The sequence below is a fragment of the Azotobacter tropicalis genome, assembly GCF_059739045.1.
Genome location: NZ_AP046059.1, coordinates 3,830,483 through 3,846,720, shown reverse-complemented (window position 1 = coordinate 3,846,720; position 16,238 = coordinate 3,830,483). Strand labels below are relative to the sequence as shown.

The window sequence follows — 16,238 nt, the reverse complement described above, 5'->3', positions numbered from 1 at the left end:
GGATCTTCACCCCGGAGCGGGCGGCCGCTTGCCCTGGTTCGCGCTCGCCTGGCCGGTCGCCATGAGAGCACTCAGGGCCGCACCTGCCTTCAACAGGGAACGACGGCTCAGACCAAACACCGGTTGATCGTCTCCAAAGCCGGACATCTATACAAACTCCTTTTTAAAAAATCTGGACACTTGAAAATACGTGTGCCAATAAACGATAGAAACGTCGTTCTTCATCATTGCAACCAGACGAACATATTGCTCTCGGGCAACTGGCTCGCCTACAGCAATTCAATATCCGCAAACAGCATTGCCGCGCGCAGGCAATATGTCCCTGCCGTGTCGGCCGGATAAATTCTTTCCGTCTCTTTTGAACTTCCGGCAAGCCGGAAGAAGATGTTCGAAACCGTTCGGCGCCATGGAAAAAGAAAAACGCCAACGCTCTTTCCATAGTCTCCGGATTCTCGTCCTAGACGCCCTCGATACCAATCGACATGCCCGTTCCGGGGAGAAGGTAACAGCGCTTTATTACGACAAGACAGAAAGTCGGCTTACTCCTCGAAGTCCCTACCCCGGATGGGCGCCTTATATGCTTTAAACAACTTCCTTCGCGAACCCGGGCACGCCGGACAAGTCCGTCCAGCCGAACATGCCTCGGTACATCCGGATGATTATCGCCACTTGCGAAAATGCCGGTAGTGCACGTCTCGGGAATACACCGCTACAGCTGGAAAACCGAAAATTTCGGGCCCGGCATTATCCATGGGGACCGCCATTTCGTTTTCGTGAAAAGTTCTGACAAGCGAATCGCAGACCGGACAGTCTGCCGGAGGCAGACAGGCTTGCATGTTGTGAAGCACAGCTCGGTGCCCGCGCGGAATCTCTCAAAAAAAGTATGGTTTATCCGTGACGGGAGTACCAATTCAGCCCCGCAAGCACCCCTCTCCCGGTAGTGCCCCTACCGGGGAGAAAGGCGCTGCCCTACCAGAGCTTCCAGGTGTAGTCGACGTTGACCCGCGTCTCGTTGTCGTCGCGCATCGTCGCGTTGGCCGCGAAGCTGTTCTGGTAGCGCGCGTTGCGCACGCGAAATGCCAGGTTCTTCAAGGGCCCGGACTGCACCACGTAGGACAGCTCCAGGTCCCGCTCGCTCTCGCTCCGCCCGCCGCCGCCCAGGCGCGCCGGCAGCTCGGCGTGGGTGCCCCGCATGAAGCGCGCCATGCCGGTCAGTCCGGGGATGCCGACCGCCGCGAAGTCGTAGTCGTAGCGCAGGTGCCAGTAGTGCTCGTCGGCGTTGAGGAATTCCGAGCTGAGCGCGTACTCGGAAATCAGGTGCGGCTCCGAACCGGCGATGTAGGGCATCGCCGAATCGCCGCTGGACAGCGCGCCGCCCAGCGTCAGCCTGTGCCCGCCCAGCTTGTAGCCGAGGTTCAGCCCGACGTACTGGTTGTCCACCGAACCGGCCTTGCCGTCGCCCTCCTCGTCGCTGAGGAACCAGCGGAAATCGGTCTTGAACTCCCCCGGCCCCAGCTTGAACTGGTGGATCGCGCCCAGGTAGTGCTGCTGGTAGATCTCGTCGAGGCGGGCGTGGTAGTAGCTCAGGGTCAGGCTCTTGCCCAGCGCGTAGTCGCCGCCGAGGAAGAGGAACTCGTCGGACTCGGCGGTGCCGTCGAAGCGGCCGTTGGGCGCGGCGATGGCGATCTTCTGGTAGTCGGTGGAGTCGCGCTGGTTCATGCGGTTCAGGTAGCCGCCCTGCAAACTCAGGCCGGGAGGTCCTGGGAGCGCAGGTGGCCGCCCTTGAAGGTCTGCCAGAGCAGCCGCGCCGGGCTGCTGATCAGGATCGGCAGGCGCGGCATCACGGTGCCGACGTTCAGCTCGGTCTTCGAGTAGCGGACCTTGCCGGTGAGGCCCAGCTCGGAATACTCCTCTGCGGCCTCGCCGCTGCCGCGCTGGACCGGCAGCAGGCCGGTGCCGACCCGGTCGCGCGAGGAGTCGAGCTGGACGCCGAGCATGCCCTGCAGGTCGAGGCCGAAGCCGAGCGGGCCCTCGGTGAAGCCGGACTTGATATTGAGGATGAAGCCCTGCGCCCATTCGCGGCGCGCGGAGATATTGCTTTTGCCCTTGTAGTCGCGGTCGAAGTAGAAGTTGCGCAGGGTCAGGCTGCCCTGGCTGTTCTCGATGAAACCGGCGTCGGCCGGAACGCTCAGAACGAACAGGGCGCACGCCGCCCCGCCCCTGCCAGCAAGGGTTCGGATGGAAAAGCCCATGGTGACCTCAGCGCAGGATGATGACGGGGAACGGGATCGGGCGCCGGCCGGCGCAGGGCGGCAGCGGGACGGCAAGGGGGTTCGCCGGGGCGAACGCGGGCGCATGCGGATGGCGCATGGGAAAGGCTCCTGTCTTGTTTTTATTGTCGGGCCGGCATTCCCGCCGGCCCTGGTGGATGCATGGTCTTGCGGGTTGCGGTGGCAAGCCCCGCCAGCGCTGCGGGGCCTGTGGAGTCTCCTCAGACGAAGGTATCCGCATGGAAGCGGGTTTCCGCCAGGCCGAGCCGGTCGACCAGCTCGCGGCGGGCGGAATCGATCATCGCCGGCGAGCCGCAGGCGTAGACCTCGAAGTCGCGCAGGTCGCTGAAGTCCCTGAGCACCTGCTGCTGCACATGGCCGGTCGCGCCCTGCCAGTCGCAGGCCTCGCCCGGCCTGGAGAGCACCGGCGTGTAGCGGAGCCAGGGCAGCTCGGCGGCCAGCGCCAGCAGCTCGTCGTGGCGGTAGAGGTCCTGGCGCCGGCGCCCGCCCCAATAGAGGTAGACCGGGCGCCGGTTGCCCTGCTCGCGCAACTGCTCCAGCAGCGCCCTGATCGGTGCGAAGCCGGTGCCGGTGGCGAGGAAGATCAGCGGTCCCGTGCCTTCGCGCAGGAAGAAGGAGCCGAACGGGCCTTCCAGACGCAGCATCGCCCTGGGCTTCAGTCCCTCGAAGACGTGGCTGCTGAACACCCCGCCCGGCACCCGGCGGACATGCCATTCGAGCTGGTTGTCCGCGACTGCGCGGGTGGCCATCGAGTAGCTGCGCCGGCTGCCGTCCTTGAGCAGGACCTGGACGAACTGGCCGGGGTAGTAGTTGAAGGTCAGGCCCGGCGGCAGCAGCAGGCGGACGATGGCCACGTCGTCGGAAACCTTGTCGACACTGGCCACCCGCGCCGCCAGTTGCTGGATCGAGATGCCGCGCAGCTCGGTCACTTCCGACGCCTCGATGACCAGATCGGACTCGGCCCTGGCGCAGCAGAACAGTGCCAGGCCGGCGGCGCGCTCCGCCTCGCTCAGCACCTCGGGCGAGGTCTGGCCGTGGTCGACGCGGCCCTCGACCACCCGGCCCTTGCAGCTGCCGCAGGTACCTTCGCGGCAGCTGTGCCTGAGCATCAGGCCCTCGGCCAGCGCGCCGTCGAGAATGCTCCGCCCGGCGTCCAGGCTGAACGACTGGCCCGAGGGTTGGATATCGACCCGAATAGTCATGGCTACCTCTGCATGGGTTAAGTAAACGGGAGAGCCGGCGGGCCGCCGCGGCCCGCCGCTCGGGGCTCAGGCGGCGCGGCGCCGGACCAGCAGGAAGGACACCGCCGCGGCGGCGGCCAGGATGCCGGGGGCGGCACCGAGGATCACGCCGGTGGCGCCATAACCCATCGCCAGCATCTGCCCGGCCACCAGCGGGCCGCTCATGGCACCGAGGCGGCCGACCGCCACGGCGCTGCCGACCCCGGTGGCGCGGATGCCGGTGGGATAGAACTGCGGCGCCAGGGCGTAGAGCACCAACTGGCCGCCGACCACGAAGAAGCCCGCGACGAAACCGGCGACCAGCATGCTGTGGAACTGGCCGGACAGGCCCAGCCCGGCGAGGGCGGCGAGGATGCCGGCGTAGGTCAGCACGATCAGCGCCAGCGGGCGCCAGCGGTCGAGCAGCGAACCCAGCGCCAGCGAGCCGAGGGTGCCGCCGATCTGCAGCGAGAACAGCACCTGGCCGGCCTGCGCGGAGCTGAACCCCTGGCCGACCAGCAGCGAGGGCAGCCAGTTGATCAGCATGTAGACGACCAGCAGGGTGAAGAAGTAGGCGACCCAGAGCAGCAAGGTCGGCAGCGCGGCGCCATCGCGGAACAGCCCCTGCCAGATCGTCGGCCGCGCCGCCGCCGCACCCTGGGCGCGCTGCTGTTCGCGGAAGGCCGCCGACTCGGGCAGGCACAGGGCGAGCAGCGGCGCGACCAAGAGCGGCGCCACGCCGCCGACGTAGAACACCGCCTTCCAGCCGCTGGAAAAGCCGGCCATGCCGACCAGCGCCGCCAGCGCCGCGCCCAGCGGCACGCCGCAGTACATCAGGCTGACCGCGGTGCCGCGCAGGCGCGGGCCGGCCGCCTCCGAGGACAGCGCGATCAGGTTGGGCAGCGCGGCGCCGAGGCCGACGCCGGTCATGAAGCGCGCCACCAGCAGGCTGTAGAGATCCCAGGCATGGGCCGTGGCGATGGAGAACACGCCGAACAGCGCCACCGCGCCGATCAGCACCCACTTGCGGCCGATGCGGTCGGCCAGCCAGCCGCCGCCGAAGGCGCCGGGCAAGAGGCCGAGGATGCCGGCGCTGAACACCGCGCCGAGGGTCGAGGCGTCCAGTCCGAACGCGGCCTTCATGCCGCCGGCGGCGATGCCGGCGGCCTGCAGGTCCATGCCTTCGAGCAGGGCGACGACGAAGCACAGGCCGATGGTCGTCCAGGTGCGCGGGGTCTCCCCCGCCAGTGCGGCGACGCGTTGCGAGCCATAGGTTTCCATGGATGTACGTACCTCTGATGATTGTTGTTGTCGGTACTGCGGGTGAACGGCCGCCCTCCGGCGGCCGGGGTGATCAGGAACGCTTGAGCAGGTCCAGCGCCACGTCGACGATCATGTCCTCCTGGCCGCCGACCATCCGCCGCCGGCCCAGCTCCACGAGGATGTCCACGGTGCTCAGGCCGTATTTGCTCGCCGCCACCTCGGCATGGCGCAGGAAGCTCGAGTAGACCCCGGCGTAGCCGAGAGCCAGGGTCTCGCGGTCGACCCGCACCGGACGGTCCTGCAGCGGGCGGACGATCTCGTCGGCGGCGTCCATCAGGGTGTAGAGGTCGGTGCCGTGGTTCCAGCCCAGGCGCTCGGCCGCGGCGATGAACACCTCCAGCGGCGCATTCCCCGCCCCGGCGCCCATGCCGGCCAGCGAGGCGTCGATGCGGTCGCAGCCCTCCTCCACCGCGACAATGGAATTGGCCACCCCGAGGGACAGGTTGTGGTGGGCGTGGATGCCGGTCTGGGTGGCCGGGTCGAGCACGTCCTTGACCGCGCGGAAACGCTCGCGGATGTCCTGCATGCCCATGGCGCCGCCGGAGTCGACCACGTAGATGCAGGTGGCGCCGTAGCCTTCCATCTTCCTGGCTTCCACGGCGAGGTTCTGCGGGCTGGTCATGTGGCTCATCATCAGAAAGCCCACGGTGTCCATGCCGAGCTTTCGGGCGTGCTCGATATGCTGCTTCGACACGTCGGCCTCGGTGCAGTGGGTGGCCACCCGGACGATGCGCGCGCCCGCCTGGTAGGCGTTGTCCAGATCGTGGACGGTGCCGATGCCGGGCAGCAGCAGGGTGGCGATCCTCGCGTGCGTCACCACCTCGGCCACCGCCTCGATCCATTCGAGGTCGGTGTGCGCGCCGAAGCCGTAGTTGAAGCTCGAGCCCTGCAGGCCGTCGCCGTGGGCGACCTCGATGGAGTCCACCCTGGCCAGGTCCAGCGCGCGGGCGATGGCCTGCACGTTCTGGATCGAGTACTGGTGACGCACGGCGTGGCTGCCGTCGCGCAGGGTCACGTCGGAGATGTACAGCTTCTTGCCGGGAGTGAAGGTCATGGCGTGGTCCTCAGGCGTTGAGCATGGATTGCGCCATGCGCTCGGCGGTGGCCAGCGCGGCGGAGGTCATGATGTCCAGGTTGCCGGCGTAGGCCGGCAGGTAGTGGGCGGCGCCCTCGACCTCGAGGAATACCGAGGTCTTCAGGCCGGCGAGATGGCCGAGGCCGGGGATGTTCAGCGGCGCGGAGTCGGGAATCACGTCGAACTGCACCTTCTGCTTGAGGCGATAGCCCGGCACGTAGGCCTGCACCGCCTGGGCCATTTCCGCGATGGAGGCCTCGACCTGCGCCTGGTCGGCGAGATCGGACAGCACGTAGACGGTGTCGCGCATGATCAAGGGCGGCTCGGCCGGGTTGAGGACGATGATCGCCTTGCCCTTCTGCGCCCCGCCGATCACCTCGATGGCCTTCGAGGTGGTTTCGGTGAACTCGTCGATGTTGGCGCGGGTGCCGGGGCCGGCCGACTTGCTGCTGATCGAGGCGACGATCTCGGCGTAGTGGACCCTGGCCACGCGGGACACCGCGGCGACCATCGGAATGGTCGCCTGGCCGCCGCAGGTGACCATGTTGACGTTGGGTTCGTGGAGGTTCTGCTCGAGGTTGACCACCGGCACGCAGTAGGGCCGATGGCCGCCGGGGTCAGGTCGATCATGCGCAGGCCGGGTTTCAAACCACGCAGGAACACGTCGTTCTTCACGTGGGCGCCGGCCGAGGTGGCGTCGAAAACGAAGTTGATGTCGGCGAACACCGGCAGGCGGGTCAGGCCCTCGACGCCCTCAGAGGTGGTGGCCACGCCGAGACGTGCGGCACGGGCCAGGCCGTCGGAGGCCGGGTCGATGCCGACCATCGCGCCCATTTCCAGATGCTTGCCGTGGCGCAGGATCTTGATCATCAGGTCGGTGCCGATGTTGCCGGAGCCGACGATGGCGACTTTCAGTTTCTTGGAACTCATGCGAACTCTCCGTGTACCTCGGCGAGGAGGATGACGGCCGGGTCGAGCGTCTCGGCGTAGAGCCGCTCGACCTGCCCGGCGCGCAGGGCGAGGGCCATGCGCTGGTTGATGTAGCCCTTGTCGGTGATCTCGCCGGCCGCGAGGCTGGGCGGCGAGTCGAGGATCAGCAGCCGCGAGACGTGCTGGGAGGACGCCGGAAACTCCCTGGCCAGCGCCTGCAGGCCGGCGCACAGCGCCAGGCGCACGGCCGGCTCCAGGGCCAGCCGGTCGGCGCTCATGCTCGCCCCGGCTTCGCCGGCCAGGGCGCGCAGGGCCGGTGTCGGGTAGATGAGCGCGGCGAGCTGGTCGCGGTCGTGGCCGCAGATCACGCAATCCTGGGCGTAGGGCGCCAGGGCGCTGACCAGCCGCGGACGCAGGGTGCCGACCGAGACCCAGGTGCCGGTGGTCAGCTTGAAGTCCTCGCTGACCCGGCCGTTGAACAGGATGCCCTGCTCCGGGCGGTCGTCGCCGAGCAGGTGGCCGGCGTCGCCGATCATGTAGAAGCCGTCCTCGTCGAAGGCCTTCGCGGTCAGCTCCGGGTTGTTGCGGTACTCGCTGAACACCGATTCGCCGCGCACGCGCATCTCCAGCTTGTCGCCGGAGGGCACGAACTTGATCTCGATGCCCGGCACCGGTAGGCCCAGGTTGCCCGGCTTGTCGATGCGGAAGTGCACGCTGGTGAGCAGCGGCGCGGTCTCGGTGGCGCCCCAGGCCGAGGTGAAGAACAGCGGCGTGCTGCGCACCCGGTCGGCCACCGCGGCGAGGCGGTCCCAGCTGTTCTGCGGCAGGGCCGCGCCGGCGTAGAACAGGGCGTCCAGACGGCCGAACAGCGCATCGGCCAGTTCCTTGTCGCGCTCCAGATAGGGCAGCAGGATCTCGTAGCCGCGCGGCACGTTGTAGAAGATGGTCGGGCGCACCGACTTGATGTTCTCCAGGGTGCGCTCGATCTGACCGGGCAGCGGGCGGCCATCGTCGATATAGAGCGTGCCGCCGTTGCGCAGGACCATGTTGAAGTTGTGGTTGACGCCGAAGGTGTGGCTCCACGGCAGCCAGTCGAGCACGACGATCTCGCGGCGTTCGAGGAAGCGCCAGCACTGGGCGATGGCCTGCTGGTTGGCGCACAGCATGCGCTGGCTGTTGACCACCGCCTTGGGCCCGCCGGTGGAGCCGGAGGTGAGCAGGTAGCGGGCGTGGCTGTCGCCGTCGAGGCGGGCGAAGGCCTCCATCACCGCCGGGCTCTCCTGGCGGTCGTAGAAGCCGGCGAGGCTCAGCGCGCCGGGAATCTCCCCGGCGTTGCGGGCGGCCAGCACCGGGCAGTCCGGGCGGACCTGGCCGATCGCCCCGCCGTACGGATCGCCGTCGCTGACGAAGACCAGCCCCGGCTGGAGCACCTCGAGGATCGCCTTGAGCTTGCCGCAGCCGCCGGCGCCGTTGCGCGAATAGGCCACCGAGACGGTCGCCACCGGGATTCCGACGTGCATGGCGGCCAGCGCCAGCAGCGCATGGTCGATGTCGTTTTCCGACAGCACCACCAGCGGGCGGCCGGCCGGCAGCCCCAGATCGAGCAGGCTCTGGGCCAGCGAGCCGACCCGCTGGCGCGCCTCGGCGTAGCTCAGGCGGAACCAGCCGTCGCCGTCGCGCTCGGCGAGAAAGGTCCGCCCGGGAGTCTCCCGCGCCCAGCGCTCCAGCCACTCGCCGATGCAGCGCGCGTAGGGCTGCAGCGGCTCGGGGGAGCGCAGGATGAAGGCGCCGTCGGAACGGGACTCGACCACCGCGCGGGCGGGGGCCAGAAGATTGGCGTCATTGAAGAAGTCGACCACGGGTATGCCTCCTGGGTCGGCACGCAAGTACCGCCCTCGTGTTGTTGTTCTGTCCGGCCGGGCCGGCAAGCGAAGCATTCTCTGCTCCCCGCACCGTCGAATCGGGGAGCGACCGTTACCACGATTTGCAGCGCAAGGCTCAGGCGAAGCGGCAGGACACCTCGCCCAGGCGGGTCAGGCGCAGGCGCAGGCTGTCGCCGGCGGCCACCGGGACCATCGGCCCGAGGGCGCCGGAGAGCAGCACGTCGCCGGCCTGGAGCGGGCGGCCGACCTCGGCCATGGTCCGCGCCAGCCACAGGCAGGCTTCCAGCGGATTGCCCAGGCAGGCGGCGCCGACGCCGATGGCGGCCTGGGCGCCGTTCTTCTCCAGGACCATGCCTTCCAGGGCGAGGTCGAGGCCGTGCAGCCGGGTCGGCGTCCGGCCCAGCACGTAGAGCGCCGAGGACGCGTTGTCGGCCACGGTGTCGACCAGGGTGATCTTCCAGTCCTCGATCGCCGAGTCGACGATCTCCAGCGCCGGCAGGACGAACTCCACGGCGTTGACCAGCTCGCCCAGGGTGGCGTCGGCGTCGGGCAGGTCGCGGCCGAGGACGAAGGCGATCTCCCCTTCGGCCTTGGGCTGGATCAGCCGGCCACAGTCGATGGCCTCGCCGTCGCGGCGCTCCATGTCGGCGAAGAGCATGCCGAAGTCGGGCTGGTCGACGCCGAGCTGCTGCTGCACGGCCAGCGAGGTCAGGCCGATCTTGCGGCCGACCAGGCGGCGCCCCCGGGCCAGGGCGGCCTGGGTGTTCAGCTCCTGGACGGCGTAGGCGTCGGCCAGGCTCTGGATGCCGAAGCGCTCGGAGATCCGGCAGCAGGGCCGGGCGGTCTTGCGCGATTCGGCCAGGACCGCGGCGGCGGCCTGGAGACGGGATTCGTGGGTCACCGAAAATTCCTCGATTGAATGGATGGGGGGCATCAGAGCGCCCGCTCGCGGCTCGCGCGGTAGCCCTGCTCCAGCTCCTCGACCAGCTCGGCGACGCGCTGGACGCGCTCGATCTGGCCGACGCCCTGGCCGGCCGACCAGACGTGCTTCCAGGCCTTGTTGGCGCTGGCGATGTTGCCGGAGAAGTCGATGTTTGCCCGGCTCTCGGCAGCCGGGTCGATGCCGGCGCGCTCCAGCGACGGCTTCATCCAGTTGGCCAGCACGCCGCTGACCGCTTTGGTGGCGACCAGGTCGTCCATCGAGCAGTCGATCAGCATCTGCCGGTAGGCGTCCTCGACCAGGCTTTCCTCGGCGGCGATCAGCCGGGTGCCGACCACCACGAAGTCGCAGCCGAGCACCTGTGCGGCATGGATGTCGCGGCCGCTGGACACCGCGCCGGCCAGGCCCAGCGGGCCTTTCCAGAAGCGGCGCACCTCGGCGACGAAGGCGAAGGGGTTGTAGCTGCCGGTGTGGCCGCCGGCGCCGTTGCAGACCAGGATCAGGCCGTCGACGCCGGCCTCGGCCGCCTTGCGCGCCATCGCCGGGCTGATCACGTCGGCCAGCACCGCGCCGCCGTAGGCGTGCACCGCGTCGAGCACCCGCTTCGGGCTGCCCAGCGCGGTGGAGACCAACGGCGGGCGGTAGCGGCGCACCAGCTCCAGTTCGCCGGCGAAGCGGTCGTAGCTGGAGTGGACGATCATGTTGAGCATCCAGGGGGCGACCCTTTCACCGGCCCGGGCCGCCGCGGCCAGCTCGTCGGCGATCTGCCCCAGCCACTGGTCGAGCTGCTCCAGGGTGCGGGCGTTGGGCGCCGGCAGGCTGCCGAGGATGCCGGCGCGGCAGCAGGCGGTGAGCAGCCGCGGGCCGGAGACGAGGAACATGGGCGCGGCGAGTACCGGAATCCGCAGTCCCTCGAAGAGTTTCAGGACGTGTCGTTGCTGCACGCTCAGGCAATGGGTGCTGGCGTTCATGAAGGCCTCTCGTTCTTGTCGTTGTTGTACGGCGCTGTCGGGCGGTTCGGGGACGTCAGCTCCTGGTGTGGGCGCGCAGCCCGGCGCTGCGGATTTCCCAGCCGCCGTCGCTGTGGATGATGGTCGCGGTGGTCAGCCCGGAATCGCGGCGCGAGGCGAGCAGCACGTAGTGGCCGGCGTGGTCCTCCGGCTCGGCGATGCGCGCCAGCGGCACCGCCTGCGCCGCGCCCTGCTCGAAGCCGGGAATCTGGTTGAGCGGCACGCTGCGCGTGTTCAGCCCCTCCAGGCTCTTCATCGGCGTGTTGGTCGCGCCCGGCGCCACGCCGTTGACGCGGATGTCCGGGGCCAGCTCGTAGGCGAGCTGGCGGATCATGCCGACCAGCGCGTGCTTGGCGGTGACGTAGAGAATCCCGCCGCCGCCGGCGTAGAAGGCGCTGTTGGACAGGGTGAAGATCATGCTGCCGCGGGTTTCGCGCAGGGCGTCGATGCAGCAGCGCGCGCCGAGCAGGTAGCCCTGCACGTTGACCGCGAACAGGCGCTGGAAGGCCGTCTCCAGCTCCTCCGGGGCGATCCGGTCGAGACGGGTGAAGTAGTCGAACACCGCCGCGTTGCCGACGAAGGTGTCGAGCTTGCCGAAGGCCGCCAGGGTGGCCTCGACCGCCCGCCGGTTGTCCTCAAGGCGCGTCACGTCGCCCCTGACGGTGACGACCGCCTCGCCCAACTCGTCCTTGAGTTGCTGCAACTGCGCAGGATCGCGGGCCATCACCGCGACCCGCGCGCCCTCCTCCACGTAACGCCTGACGATGGCCGAGCCGATGCCGCCGGTACCGCCGGTCACCAGTGCCACTTGTCCGTCGAGCCAGCCCATGTCGCTCTCCTTGCTCAGAGAAAGGTGTTGATGTTCTTGCAGGGCAAGGTGGCGTTGGGGATCAGGATCTGCCGCCTGAGCAGCTTCAGCCCGTCGCCCTCGCGGCACAGCACGTCCTCGCGCCGCCCGGCGATCTGGTACTGCTCGTCCAGCCCGCGGCTGCGCACGTTGACGAAGCAGGAATAGGCCCGGTACTCGCCGGCGTTCTCCCCGGCGTACACCTCGATGTTGCTGACCAGGTGCACGTTGCGCGTCGGCGGGTTCTCCGCCCAGGCCGAGGGCTGCTTGAAGCGCGCCACCCGGCGCTGCAGCTCGCGGTAGCCGTCGTCGAAGAGGGCCATGTGCTCGGCGTTGAAGGCGCCCCGCTCGTCCTCGCGGCGGCGGTTCTCGATCCCCGGCATCCAGTAGTGGATGCGCTCGGAAACCGTCAGCAGCCAGTCGTCCCAGCGGTCCTCGTCCAGCAGCCGCGCCTCGCGCAGCAGGAAGGCCCGTACGGCGCGCTCTTCGTCGATACTCACCAGTTCCAGCGTGCTCATTGCCATCCTCCTCAGCTCAGCTTGCCGTTGCGATCGGGTACTTCCGCCCAGCTGCGCGCCTGCAGCAGGTCCTTCCAGCGCTGGTAGTAGGCCCGCGCATTGGCCTCGTTCAGCTGCCCCTTGAACACGTTGCCCGGCAGGTCGCTGTCGGTCAGCCGGGTGTTCATGCCCAGGCCCACATACAGGTCCTGGTAGCGGGTAACCTTGCCGCGGCTGGTCTTGGTGCAGTATTCCCAGTTCTCGCCGTCGTCCATCTCGAACACCCCGGTCGGCGAGAAGGTCATCATCGCCCCGCGCCGCCACTTCTCTTTCACCTCCTCGGGAGCGTTCCTGTTGACGATCACCCAGGTGTACAGCTCGATCTTGTTCGGCCCGCGCGGCTGCCAGACGCGCACGGTGTTCTGCCCGGGCAGGAAGGAGAAGTTGGGGAACACGGTGAAGGACGACACCGCGCCGAGCATCCGCGCGCGAAACTCGCCCAGGCGCTCGGCGGCCTTCGGGCTGTGCTGGTGCAGGTACTTGTTGATGGCGCTCTCGCCGAGCACCGCGGCGTTGCCCACCAGGTCGCGGGCGAATTCGTAGCCGTGGCCGTTCCAGTTCACCTGCCAGGACTCGGGCAGCTCGCTGATCTTGGTCACCGAGCCGCCGAGCATGGCCTGGGCCGCCGAGTCGTGGGTCCAGCCGGCGTGCAGGATGTCGCCGACGAAGTTCTCCGCGGCGATCTTCCAGTTGCACTCGTAGGTGGAGCGGATGCAGCCGCCGACGAACTCGGTGCCGCCCTCGTCGTTGTCAAGGATCACGTCCAGGTACCAGGCCATCGGCCCCAGGTACTCCTCGAGGCTCGGCGCGTCCGCGGCGAAGGTGGCGAACACCAGGCCCTTGTAGCTGCTCACCCGCGCCTCGCGCAGGCCTTGGCGGGACTTGTCGAAGCCGCTCTGCTCGTAGACCCCCGACTCGTGCATGCCGCGCAGCGCGCCATCGGGGCCGAAGGCCCAGCCGTGGTAGTTGCAGATGAAGCCGCGGGCGTTGCCGGCCTCGGCGAAGCAGACCTTGTTGCCGCGGTGCGGGCAGGCGTTGATCAGGACCTTGATCGACTGGTCCTTCTGGCGCACGACCAGCACCTCGTCCTCGCCCATGGTGGTGGCGACGTAGTCGCCGGCCTTGGGGATCTGCGACTCGTGGGCGACGAACAGCCAGCAGCGGGCGAAGATCTTCTCCAGCTCCTGCTCGTAGATCCCGGAGTCCCAGAAGATCTTGCCGGCCATCCGGCCTTCCTGCATGTCGCAGAGGCGGTCGAGGTCGGCCAAGGGCGGCGTGGAGTCTATGGCTTTGAGTGTTGTTGGTTTGTCCATGACGGCTCTCGCAAGGTGGATCGGTGGATTCGAAGGTGCTCAGACCGGGCTGCCGGCGCCGGCCGGGTCGGCGTCCGCCAGGGCCTCCTCGGCCTCGGCTGCGACGTCGGCGTACACCTCCCGGTCGGTGACGATGATCCGGTAGGTGCGCAGGTGGCGCTCGCAGGGGAAGGTGACCGCCCGGCCGGTCGGCACGTGGAACTGGCCCCAGTGCACCGGGCAGGTGATCAGGTCGTCGTCGAGGTCGCCCTCGGCCAGCGAGGCGGTGGCATGGGTGCACAGGTCGGCGGTGGCGTAGTAGCGCCCCTCCAGGTTGTACACGCAGATGTCGCCCACCTCGGCGTTGGGGACCTTCTTCAGCGAACCGGGCGCCAGCTCGTCGCGCTGGCAGAGGAAGACCTTGTTCATTACGCCACGCTCTCTTCGGGGTGCAGTTGCAGGAAGCCCAGCCCGGTGACCCAGGCCGGCACGGCCTCGTAGGCGATGGTTTCGCCGCGGGCGCCCGGCACCGCGGCCATGGCGCAGGCGAAGTTGCGGATCTCCATGGCGCCGTTGCCGCCGCGTTCGAGGATGTCCTCGTCGCGGTAGGCGCACAGCGCCGCCAGATCGCCGCGCTCGCCGATGGCCAGCACCTCGCGGTCGAAGGCCTCGTTGACCCGGCCCGACTCGGCGGTGCCGACCCAGTGGCTGATGCCGCCGCTGCCGATGATCGCGACGCGCTCGTCGGCGTCGAAGGCCTCGACGGCCGCACGGATCTGCCGGCCGAGGTCGGCGGCACGCTCGAAGCGGATGAACGGATCGACGCCGCAGGCCAGGTACACCGGAATGCTCGGCAGGCGGCGGCCCATGAGCTGCTCGGCCGGACGCACCACCAGTTGGTGGGGAATCGAGAAGGCGTGGTCGACGGTGAAGCTGCGCGCCACGCTCCAGTCGATGCCCTGCTGCTCGCCGTGGGCGACGATGTGGTTGGCCAGCGCCTCGTGGTTGGTCACCACCTCGCGGTTCAGGCCCGGCAGGCGGTCGATCGGCCCGTCCACGTCGCCGGTGCCGATCAGGTAGCGCGGCAGGCAGTGGGTGCCGAAGAGGATGTAGTGGTCGCAGCCGACGATGATCACCGCGGTGGGCTCCAGCTCGGCCAAGCGCCGGGCGCAGTCCTGGTAGGCGCCCCACACCCTGTCGCGCTGCTCCTGGGGCGGCGCCTCGGGGGCGACGAACATCACCGGGTCATGCGGCATCCAGAAGCCGCCAACGATCTTGCCCATCTCTCACCCCTTCAGTGCGGCGGAAAAGCCCGCGTATTGGTTGTCGGTCGCGCCCAGGCGCTCCTTGTAGAGGCGCATGTCGCGGCTCGGCGACAGCTCCTGCCAGAAGCCCATGGTCAGCATCGGGCTCACGCCCAGCCGTTGCAGGGCGGCGACATCGAAGTCGACGACAATGTCCACCTCCTCGGGCGAGAGGGCGAAGCGGCCGAGAAACCTGCGCGGGTCCTCGCGGAAGCACTCCTTGGCGGCACGCTCGACAGACAGCTGCCAGAGCACCCTTTCCAGTACGTTGCGGCTCATGGGTCGGTTCACTCCGAAAGAAAATCGCGCACCAGCGCGGCGAAACGGCGGGGTTGTTCGGACTGCACCCAGTGGCCGCAGCGGCCGAACAGGTGCAGGTCGGCGTCCGGCACCGCGTTGGCGATCAGCAGGCCGCATTCCGGCGGCACCACGCGATCCTCGCGGCCGTGCACCACCAGGGTCGGCGCGGCGATCTTGGCCAGCGCGGCGGCGGGGAAGCCCTTGACGAGGGTCTCGCCCTCGGCAGCCGGCTGCGGGATCAGCCTGCGCAGGGCGTCCTGGGCACCCGGTCGCGCGCTGGCTTCGAAGCGGCTCCTGACCAGCTCGGGGGTGATCAGCGCCTGGTCGTAGGGGAACAGCTGCATGAGCCTTTCCATGTTCTCCAGCGACGGCTCGTACTCCCAGGCGCCGCGCAGCCCTGCGGTCTGCACGAACTCGCCGGCCGGGGTGCCGAGCAGCACCAGCTTGTTCACCCGCTCCGGCGCGAACACCGCGAGGCCGATGGCCAGCGCGCCGCCGAAGGAGTTACCGACGAAGGACGCCTTCGGGATGTCCAGCGCATCCATGATGCCGAGCAGATGGCTGACCCACAGCTTGATGTCGTATTTGGCGTCGTCCTTGAACTCGGTGAAGCCGAAACCGGCGATGTCCGGAACGATGACCCGCCAGCGGTCGGCGAACACCGGCATGGTCTTCGCCCAGTTGGTCCACCCGGAAACCCCGGGACCCGACCCATGCAGCAGGAACAGCGCATCGCCCTGGCCCGCCTCGTGGTAGTTGGTCTGGTGCCCCGCTGCGAGCAGGGTCTTGCCTATGCCTTCCATAACCGTCTCCGCGCACTTGAATACAGATACGTATGTGTACGTTAGCGAGGCAAAAGACCTGCGTCAACATGTCTCATTCGGATCGCATCCCGCGCAAGATGCTCGGTCGTCATCCGCTTAACGCCAAGCATACCCGCTCCAGCTTCAGCCTGGCGAACGCAACTGCACGACCAAAGGCAAGGAGCCCATCCGCAAACATACAATACTGTATTTCAGCTCTTGCAGAACAAGGTGGCTTTGGGAACCAGGATCTGCCGCAACCTGTCGAGGCCACCCTGCTCATCGCCCCCGATCGAGCGATCCCTCTGGCACACGACCAGCATCTTCCCCCATGGCTGTGGCGACATAGCCACCGGAGGCGGACAGGGCCCTTTTGGATGGCAATAACGGAAGTCGAACGCGATCGGGTGGGCAAAAGTGGCGAAAAGCCGTCCCTATTCCAGCCATACGGTCAATCGGTTAG

The 16,238-nt window shown here is 68.3% G+C and carries 14 protein-coding genes and 2 pseudogenes; all 16 read right to left on the bottom strand.

Annotated features, from left to right (window positions below):
• Positions 1–6: 6 nt before the first annotated feature.
• Complete coding sequence (locus tag Atro_RS18175) at positions 7–147, bottom strand: twin-arginine translocation signal domain-containing protein (RefSeq protein ID WP_497924498.1); 141 nt, start codon at positions 145–147, stop codon at positions 7–9.
• Positions 148–969: 822 nt separating this feature from the next.
• Positions 970–2,252: pseudogene (locus Atro_RS18170) on the bottom strand (OprD family porin).
• 239 nt (positions 2,253–2,491) lie between these two features.
• Complete coding sequence (locus Atro_RS18165) at positions 2,492–3,493, bottom strand: CDP-6-deoxy-delta-3,4-glucoseen reductase (protein WP_497924496.1); 1,002 nt, start codon at positions 3,491–3,493, stop codon at positions 2,492–2,494.
• 66 nt (positions 3,494–3,559) lie between these two features.
• The gene (gene mhpT / locus Atro_RS18160) at positions 3,560–4,792 is read right to left on the bottom strand and encodes a 3-(3-hydroxy-phenyl)propionate transporter MhpT (protein ID WP_497924494.1); all 1,233 of its coding nucleotides are present in this window, start codon (positions 4,790–4,792) and stop codon (positions 3,560–3,562) included.
• A gap of 73 nt (positions 4,793–4,865) precedes the next feature.
• Positions 4,866–5,888: a 4-hydroxy-2-oxovalerate aldolase gene (gene dmpG, locus Atro_RS18155; RefSeq protein ID WP_497924492.1), complete on the bottom strand. Its 1,023-nt coding sequence runs from the start codon at positions 5,886–5,888 to the stop codon at positions 4,866–4,868.
• A 10-nt stretch (positions 5,889–5,898) separates the two neighbouring features.
• Positions 5,899–6,839: pseudogene (locus Atro_RS18150) on the bottom strand (acetaldehyde dehydrogenase (acetylating)).
• On the bottom strand, positions 6,836–8,698 hold the full coding sequence (locus Atro_RS18145; protein WP_497924490.1) for a feruloyl-CoA synthase: 1,863 nt from the start codon (positions 8,696–8,698) through the stop codon (positions 6,836–6,838). Before Atro_RS18145 ends, Atro_RS18150 begins: the two are co-directional and overlap by 4 nt.
• A gap of 139 nt (positions 8,699–8,837) precedes the next feature.
• Positions 8,838–9,623 (bottom strand): 2-keto-4-pentenoate hydratase, encoded by a 786-nt coding sequence (locus tag Atro_RS18140; RefSeq protein ID WP_497924488.1) that lies wholly within the window; start codon positions 9,621–9,623, stop codon positions 8,838–8,840.
• Between the two features lie 32 nt (positions 9,624–9,655).
• Positions 9,656–10,633 carry an NAD(P)H-dependent flavin oxidoreductase gene (locus tag Atro_RS18135; RefSeq protein WP_497924486.1) on the bottom strand — a complete coding sequence of 326 codons (978 nt, stop codon included), beginning with the start codon at positions 10,631–10,633 and terminating at the stop codon, positions 9,656–9,658.
• A 55-nt stretch (positions 10,634–10,688) separates the two neighbouring features.
• Complete coding sequence (gene hcaB, locus Atro_RS18130) at positions 10,689–11,501, bottom strand: 3-(cis-5,6-dihydroxycyclohexa-1,3-dien-1-yl)propanoate dehydrogenase (RefSeq protein WP_497924484.1); 813 nt, start codon at positions 11,499–11,501, stop codon at positions 10,689–10,691.
• A gap of 14 nt (positions 11,502–11,515) precedes the next feature.
• Complete coding sequence (locus Atro_RS18125) at positions 11,516–12,037, bottom strand: 3-phenylpropionate/cinnamic acid dioxygenase subunit beta (protein WP_497924482.1); 522 nt, start codon at positions 12,035–12,037, stop codon at positions 11,516–11,518.
• Positions 12,038–12,048: 11 nt separating this feature from the next.
• Positions 12,049–13,389 carry an aromatic ring-hydroxylating dioxygenase subunit alpha gene (locus tag Atro_RS18120; RefSeq protein ID WP_497924480.1) on the bottom strand — a complete coding sequence of 447 codons (1,341 nt, stop codon included), beginning with the start codon at positions 13,387–13,389 and terminating at the stop codon, positions 12,049–12,051.
• Between the two features lie 39 nt (positions 13,390–13,428).
• Positions 13,429–13,797, bottom strand: a complete 369-nt coding sequence (locus Atro_RS18115) for a non-heme iron oxygenase ferredoxin subunit (protein WP_131345438.1) — start codon at positions 13,795–13,797, stop codon at positions 13,429–13,431.
• Positions 13,797–14,651 (bottom strand): DODA-type extradiol aromatic ring-opening family dioxygenase, encoded by an 855-nt coding sequence (locus Atro_RS18110; protein ID WP_349573472.1) that lies wholly within the window; start codon positions 14,649–14,651, stop codon positions 13,797–13,799. The genes Atro_RS18115 and Atro_RS18110 overlap by 1 nt, the downstream gene beginning before the upstream one ends.
• Positions 14,652–14,654: 3 nt before the next feature.
• Complete coding sequence (locus Atro_RS18105; RefSeq protein WP_497924477.1) at positions 14,655–14,951, bottom strand: extradiol ring-cleavage dioxygenase; 297 nt, start codon at positions 14,949–14,951, stop codon at positions 14,655–14,657.
• Positions 14,952–14,959: 8 nt separating this feature from the next.
• Positions 14,960–15,775 carry an alpha/beta fold hydrolase gene (locus Atro_RS18100; RefSeq protein WP_497924475.1) on the bottom strand — a complete coding sequence of 272 codons (816 nt, stop codon included), beginning with the start codon at positions 15,773–15,775 and terminating at the stop codon, positions 14,960–14,962.
• Positions 15,776–16,238: the final 463 nt, after the last annotated feature.